Raw genomic sequence first — 6,077 nt, 5'->3', positions numbered from 1 at the left:
GCAGCGGTTGGCGGAAGCATCATCTGAGTGTCGTCATTCTAGGGCGGAGCAAGGAGCGTAGCGACGCGCGCAGACCCTGGAATCCATTCCGTGATCTCGCGCGAGGGGTGCAGCGGAGCAGAATTCTGGACCGTCGCAGCACTCGAGAATCGCGGCATGGATCCTCGGGTCTGCGCGCGTCGCTTCGCTCCTTGCTCCGCCCGTGGATGACGAAAGGACGGACGCCTCGGCTAATCTCCGCGGGTGGCTCGATCTAACGATGCGATTATTCCTTGCCCTGACAATTAATGAACCGCCGCATACATAATCTTCTCCTCCGTCGCCTCCGCCGGCGAGAACTCCTCGACGATACGGCCCTGCCGGCAGACAAGGATGCGGTCGGAAAGGTTCATGATCTCCGGCAGGTAGGACGAGATGACGACGACGGCGAGCCCTTCGTCGGCCAGCCGGTTGATGATCTGGTGGATCTCGGCGATGGCGCCGACATCGACGCCCCGCGTCGGCTCGTCGAAGATGACGATGCGCGGCTGCTGCACCAGTCCCTTGCCGATCACCACCTTCTGCTGGTTGCCGCCGGAGAGCTCGACGACGCGGGCATTGTCGTTGATCGCCCTGATATTCAGCGTCTTGGTCCATTCGGCGGAAAGCTGCCGCATCTCCTGCTGGTTGATCACCCAGGCCTTTTCGCGGCCCGCTGCGAGCAGCCCGCCGAACAGGTTCTCGGCGATGCCCATCGTCTCGAAGATGCCTTCGCTCTTGCGGTCCTCGGTGACGTAGACGATGCCGTCGGCCACCGCCTCGCTCGGTACGAGGTAGCGCACCGGCTTGTCGTCGAGCTCGATCGCGCCACCGCGCCGAAAATCGCGCTTGTAAATGCCCGACACGATCTTGAAGGTCTCGGTGCGGCCGGAGCCGATCAGCCCGAACACGCCGGTGATCTGGCTCTCGAAGATCGAGAAGGAATTGTTGCGCACGATGTTGCTCATCGAGATGTCCTGCACCGAGAGCACTTTCTTGCCCGCCTTGCGCAATTTCGTGTCGTCGCGCTGGCGGTAGATTTGCCCCGACAGCGAGCGCCCGACCATGGCGGCGACGATCCTGTCGCGGTCGAAGGCCGATGCCTCGTCGGTGATCACCAGTTCGCCGTCCCGCAGGATGGTGATGCGGTCGGCGATCATGAGCGCCTCTTCCAGCGCATGGCTGATGAAGACGATCGACACGCCGCGCGCCTTAAGCCGACGGATCAGCGCGAAGAAATGGCGCTTCTCCTCAGGCGTCAGCGTCGCCGTCGGTTCGTCGAAGATGATGATCTCGGCATTGTGGTGGACGGCGCGCGCGATCTCGACCATCTGCCGCTTGGCTGCTCCAAGCGTCGCCACCATCGCGTTCGGGTCCACGGGAAAATTCAGCGACTGCAGGAATTGCTGCGCCGAGATGTAGGTGCCGCGCAGCCGGTTGAGGAATTTCTCGGTGCCGAGGTAAAGGTTCTGCGCCACCGTCATCGACGGCACCAGGCTGGTCTCCTGGAACACCATGGCAATGCCGGCTTCCAGCGCGGCATGCGGCGAGGCGTAAGCCGTCTCGACGCCCTTGTGGAACATCTTGCCTGACGTCGCATCGACGACGCCGGCGATGATCTTGGTCAGCGTCGACTTGCCGGCGCCGTTCTCGCCGAGCAGCGCGTGGATCTCGCCTTTCCTCAGATCGAAGCTGACATTCTTCACTGCCGGCACGCCGCGATAAGTCTTGGTGACGTTTTCGAGACGGACGATCGGTTCCATCAGAAACCTCCCGAGGCGAGGTCGACGGCAAGCACGCAATCGCCGCCTTTCGAGGCGATGAACAGGCGGCCGTCCTGTTCCGCAACGCTGCATATGCCGTGGCGCGTGCCATTGGCGCGGCTGTGCAGGCTGAATTGCGGCTGCATGGTCCGGTCGAGCTTCACGACGAGCCCGTAGGAGCGGCTGGGCGACCACGGCTTGTGGATGCCCATGGTGCGGATGCTGCCGCATTGCAGCGGCTCGAGAAAACTGCGGTTGGAGGCCAGCGCCGGCGCGATCCAGTAGGCCGGCGGCACCTGGTCGATCATGTCCTGGCGATAATGCGTTTCCTGCAGCACGAATTCGATCAACCGGTTGCGCGGCGCAAACAGCGTCAGCCAGGCGCCACCGTCGCCGGCCGGCGAGAGCCGCGCGGGATAGCCGGGCAGATGCGTCAACACTGTCGACCGGCTCCCGCTCAAGCCGTCAAAGCGCACAAGCTGATGGTGCCAGCTTTCGCTCACCAGCACATCGCTGCCGAGTGGGTGAAGCCCATAAGGAAAGGCAATGTCGCCAGCGGTCTTCTGGAAGCCGACGCCCCCTGGCCCGCGCCGCCACAGCGACCCGGACGCGCCCTTCTTCATCAGGTCGGCCGCCCATTGCGACGGCAGACACTGTGCCGAACCATTGGCCAGCCAAAGCGTACCGTCATCGGCATAGGCAAGCGCGGTGATGCAACGGATTTCAGCCGGCAGCAAAACCTCCTTGCCGGCGATGAGCAGCTTGCCGCTCTCCAGCCCGACCGTCAGTTCGCCCGCTGGTGACAGCGCCAGCGCGGTGACGGGGGATTGAAAGGTCTCGACCACGACGGACTCAGAATCGGCCGCAACCGCCAGGACAGCGTTGCCGCTGGATGCGAGCAGCCGCTCGTCGGCAATCACCAGATTGTCCGGTTCGATCAGCCCGGCGAAGGCCGGCGCGTCGTCCAGCCGCGTGTTCGGGCGGAAGGCGCCGTCGAGCGGCGGTATGGTGACCGCCTTGCCGCGGAAAACATCCAGGATCGGATCGAGGATCATGGCTTGCCTCCCCAATAGGAAGCGGGGCTTGTCCAGTTCGGGTCCGCACCGGTGATCTTGTAGCGCCCGATGCGGTTGTTGAGGATGCCGCCGACGAACAGATAACCCTTGTGCTCGCGCATCGACGTCACCATCGGATGCGCGTTGCCGGACAGATCGCCGAGCGTCTCGACGATGCCGCCCTTCTCGTTGAACTTCACCACCCCGCCGGTGTTGATGTTGGGGAACAGCCATTCGTCCTGCGGCAGGCGGCGCGTCATGCGCTTGCGCATATCAGGGTGGCGCAGCGACAGGTCGAAGCTCGGCGTCCGCATGCCGAGCCACGCCATCCAGTAATTGCCGTCGGAAGCCCGGTTGATGTTGTCGGGGTAGCCCGGCATGTCGCGGATGACGCATTCGGCGATACCGGCCTTCGGCCCTTCCAGCCAGTAGCGGTGCACGCGGCAGGCCCAGCTTTCGGCGAAGAACAGCGACTTGCCGTCATGCGCCATGCAAACGCCGTTGGTGTAGCGATAGCCGTCGAGCAGCGTCTTGGTCGAACCGTCCTTCGGGTCGTAGACCAGAAGGCGGCCCGTGGCGCGGTTCTCGATCGAGTCCAAGGCCCAATCGTGGGCGTCATAGCGCTTGGTGGAATCGGTGAAATAGATACGGCCGTCCGGCGCGATATCGCAATCGTTGGGATCGCGCAGCCGCGCATCGTCGACGATCGAGGTCCATGAGCGCGTCGTCTCGGCCGACAGGCGCTTCACGTCCCGCTCCGGCGAGACCGAATAGAGTCCCATGGCGCCGACACAGCTGATCAGATTGCCTTCCTTGTCGAAGGCCAGGCCCAGCGGGAAGCCGCCGATATGGGCAAACACTTCCGACTTCACATAGTCAGGCGCGAAGAAGCGGACGATCTCGCCATGGCGCGTGCCGCAATAGAGATGGTCGTCGCGGTCGAGGATCACGTCCTCGGGCCCTTCCAACTCGCCGAGCCCGATATGATCCGCCGCCGAAAGCCGATTGTCGAGTTCGTAAGGCGTGCCCGAGCCGGGCGACGCGGACTGCGTCTCACCCATCCTGAGGTAGACCGGCGCGACATAGACCTCGTTCAGCACCTTGTGGCGGTTCTTCAGCCAGCGGATGTCGATGGTGACGGCGACCGCGAGCAGGATGCCGAGTACCATCTGGTTGGTGCCGGTGCCGTAGCCCAGCCGGATCAGGCCGTTGGTCATGGTAAGCACGATGATGGCGCCCATCAGGCCCTTGACCACAGAGCCGCGTCCGCCGCCCAGGCTGACGCCGCCGACCACCGCTGCCGTCAGCGCCATGATCTCGAGATTGAGGCCGGTGCCCGGCCCTGCCCCGCTCAACCGGCAGGCGATGAGGAAGCCGCCGATCGAGGCGCAGAAGCCCGAGAAAACATAGGTCATGAACACGGTGCGGCGCACGCGGATGCCGGCATTATGCGCCGAGCGCCGGGAGCCGCCCACCGCCAGCACATGCCAGCCGGGGCGCGATCGCGTCAGCGCGATATGCGTGACGATGGCGAGGACGATTGCCAGCCAGACCGAGACCGACAGACCCCAGAACGTGCCGTCGCCGATGAAGTCGAGCACATCGGAGCTCGCCTGGGAAAGCTGCACGTCGGCGGCATAGGTAGTGACGAGGATGTCGAACAGCGCCCGCCCGAAAATGAAGGTGACCAGCGTGGTGAGGAAGGCGCGCAGCCTGAGATAGCCGACCAGGTAGCCATTGATGGCGCCGAAGACGAGCCCCGTGCAGAGTGCCGCGGCCAGGGCCAGCCAGATCGACTGTTCGAGGATGAAGAAGACGTAGACGGCGGAGAAACAGGACAGCGCGAAGATCGAGCCGACCGCAAGATCGATGCCGCCGCCCAGCATCACCACGGTCATGCCGATCACCACAAGCGAGAACTCGCCCAGCTGGCGGGTCGATTCCTGCAGCGAGGTGAGCTTGAAGAAGCCCGGAATGATCGAGCCGAACACGCCGAGCGTCGCCACCAGCGCCAGGAAAGGTATGGCGTTGTCGGTCCAGCGTTTGGTCAGGATCTCGCCGACCAGATGGTCGGGCACGAGATTGTAGCGCCAGGCCTGGAGGCGTTCACGAAAATTCATCGGCTGCTGCTGTCATCAATGGGAAAGAGGTGGCCGGAACGATCCGGCCACCCCGTGGATGCGTTCTGGCTGCGCTGCTTATTTCGCCGCCGCTTCGGCCTGCAGCGCCTTCAGGTCCCAGCAGCTGTCGGGCTTGAGGTCCGCCTTGGTCGTCGCTTTCTCCAGCGTGTAGATATAGGTGTGCGAGGTGCCCGCCGGCTGCCCGCTCTGCAGCAGGAACTTGATGATGGCGTTCATGTCGCCCGACTGGCGGGCAAGATCGGTCATCACCACGGCGCCATAGGTGCCGTCCACGAGCTTGTCGCAATCGGCTGCCTTCTCGCCGCCGCCGGTGGTGACCAGGAACACCTTGCCGTCGAGCTTGGCGTCGCGGATCGCGGCCGAGGCGCCGGTGGCGTCGCCATCCCAGAAGTCGATGATCGAGCAGATGTCCGGGTGCTGTTGCAGCATCGTCGTCGTCACGTTGCGCGAGGTGGTCGCGTCCCAGTTCGAGTCGGGCTTTGCCACCACCTGGAAGTCGGGATGCTTCTCCAGCACCTTCATGATGCCGGCATACTGGTAGAGGCTGGAGGAGTTCGCCTGGTCGCCCTGCACCAGCCCGATCTTCTTGGAGGAATTCTCGCCGCAGCCCTTGATCGCCGCTTCGGCTTCGAGCTGGCCGAGCTTGTCCCAGTCGCTGCCGACGAAGGCGTCGGCCGGGAAGTTGGCCGGATTGTCGACCAGCAGCACATAGGTGCCGGCGGCCTGCGCCTTCTTCATCAGCTTCGAATAGGAGTTGAGGTCGGGCGCATGGATGATGAGCACGTCAGGCCGCGTGTCCGAAGCAATGGCGTCGGTGATCGCCTGCGCGCCGGCATCGACGACCCAGTTCGGATCGCGGGTCTCGAAGGTGCCGCCCCAGGCCTCGACTTCCTTCTTCAGATAGTGCGCCCAGCCCTGCGCCAGGTCGAAGCCCATCGCCAGCGGCACCAGCATGACACGCTTGCCGTTGAGCGACTTGGCATAGGCGGCCGGACCCGGATCGTCGGCGGCGAAGCTCGGCGCCACGAAGGCGGTAACGGCGAGCGCCGTGGCGGCGGCCATCAATGTTCTGAGTAGTTTCATGTCACATCCTCTGGTTC

At 64.1% G+C, this 6,077-nt stretch carries 4 protein-coding genes; all 4 read right to left on the bottom strand.

Annotated features, from left to right (window positions below; genetic code table 11):
• Positions 1-284: 284 nt before the first annotated feature.
• The 4 genes from FJ417_RS12650 to FJ417_RS12635 all read right to left on the bottom strand — a co-directional run bounded on the left by FJ417_RS12650 (position 285) and on the right by FJ417_RS12635 (position 6,060).
• The gene (locus FJ417_RS12650; protein ID WP_140783670.1) at positions 285-1,781 is read right to left on the bottom strand and encodes a sugar ABC transporter ATP-binding protein; all 1,497 of its coding nucleotides are present in this window, start codon (positions 1,779-1,781) and stop codon (positions 285-287) included.
• Complete coding sequence (locus tag FJ417_RS12645; protein ID WP_140783669.1) at positions 1,781-2,836, bottom strand: hypothetical protein; 1,056 nt, start codon at positions 2,834-2,836, stop codon at positions 1,781-1,783. Before FJ417_RS12645 ends, FJ417_RS12650 begins: the two co-directional genes overlap by 1 nt.
• Positions 2,833-4,956 carry an SMP-30/gluconolactonase/LRE family protein gene (locus FJ417_RS12640; protein WP_140783668.1) on the bottom strand — a complete coding sequence of 708 codons (2,124 nt, stop codon included), beginning with the start codon at positions 4,954-4,956 and terminating at the stop codon, positions 2,833-2,835. The genes FJ417_RS12645 and FJ417_RS12640 overlap by 4 nt, the downstream gene beginning before the upstream one ends.
• 78 nt (positions 4,957-5,034) lie before the next feature.
• Positions 5,035-6,060, bottom strand: a complete 1,026-nt coding sequence (locus FJ417_RS12635) for a sugar ABC transporter substrate-binding protein (RefSeq protein WP_140656843.1) — start codon at positions 6,058-6,060, stop codon at positions 5,035-5,037.
• Between the last annotated feature and the right edge of the window lie 17 nt (positions 6,061-6,077).

The organism is Mesorhizobium sp. B3-1-7, assembly GCF_006439385.1.
Lineage (GTDB): Bacteria > Pseudomonadota > Alphaproteobacteria > Rhizobiales > Rhizobiaceae > Mesorhizobium.
The sequence above is the reverse complement of the archived record's forward strand: the minus strand, read 5'-3'. Positions and strand labels throughout refer to the sequence as shown.